This is a genomic window from Halococcus sp. AFM35, assembly GCF_051195015.1.
In the GTDB taxonomy this organism is placed as follows: domain Archaea; phylum Halobacteriota; class Halobacteria; order Halobacteriales; family Halococcaceae; genus Halococcus.
Genome location: NZ_JBNTJU010000099.1, coordinates 1 through 1,039, shown reverse-complemented (window position 1 = coordinate 1,039; position 1,039 = coordinate 1). Strand labels below are relative to the sequence as shown.

General features: G+C 57.1%; 1 protein-coding gene. It reads right to left on the bottom strand.

Annotation, left to right across the window (positions count from 1 at the left end):
- Positions 1-313: 313 nt before the first annotated feature.
- Positions 314-1,039 (bottom strand): DUF790 family protein (locus ACQUQO_RS18240; RefSeq protein WP_435080076.1); only part of this gene is annotated, 726 nt, incomplete at its 5' end.

Sequence of the window (1,039 nt, the reverse complement as noted above, 5' to 3'; positions counted from 1 at the left end):
CTGATGTGTATCGTCTACAACATCAAACGAGCAGTGAAACAGTGAATTCCATCGCCTTATGGCGATTCAACAGAGCCCAAAGATGAGGTGCTGATCCTCATCGTTTTCTTGGATGCTCTCCGGAGTCGCAGGATAGGCTACCTCAATCGTCTCACCCGCCGACAGTGCATCCAACTCAGCCTGGGTAAGCGGACGCGAAGGTAGACTATTGAGCATGTGCAGCCATTCGGGTTGAGTTGGAATGAGGGTTCTGGAGGGTTCTCTGCCTCTCAGGGTAGGTGCCATTCGTCAGTTGCGGAGAGGCTGTCGCTGCTCAAGGGCCAGCAGGAGCTGCCTGAACTGCATACTTCTCTGCGAGGTCGACCACATCGTAGACGTGGATGCCAGTCTTGAACCAAAGGAGTCGCTCAGTCCCGAGATCGATGTCTTCGCTCGTGCAGTCCAATTCTTCGGACACCGCTAACAGCAGATTATCGACGTCGGCTTGGCGGATCTTGGCGAGTTTCTCATCGAGATATTCAGGCGTCCAGAAGCCAACGATCTCCAGAATCGCCCGCCGGCCATCAGGATGTTCGAGCGCGAAGTCCGGCAACAGCACCTCCGCTCCCAGATCGATCACGTCATCCTCGCGGACCAGTTCCCACTCCGTGTTCGCCCGGTCCCACTTGTCGGCGAGCGTTCGTTCGAGGTCGCTGTCGAACTGGCTGCCACCGCTGTAGTGTGTTTGGAGTCCCGTCGTCTGACCGAGCGTCAGTTCTCGTGTTTCGTTGGCTGACTCGTCGGTGAGAATTTTCCCAACGAGCTCCCACCGCTCGCAGTGGGGCAGCGCGGGTAGAAAATTCGCCATCCGGATGCCGTACTTGCGCGACTGCCGGAACAATGACGCCGGGCCATCCAAAATCGCCTCGTATCCGACCGCACGGTCCGTGCTCGACACACGCTCGCCGTGCTCGTCGATCGGATATACTGACGGCTGAATATTCTTAAGGAACGAACCCGTTGGACCGGTATGACCGCTGGCGAAAACGTATCTCCCGAA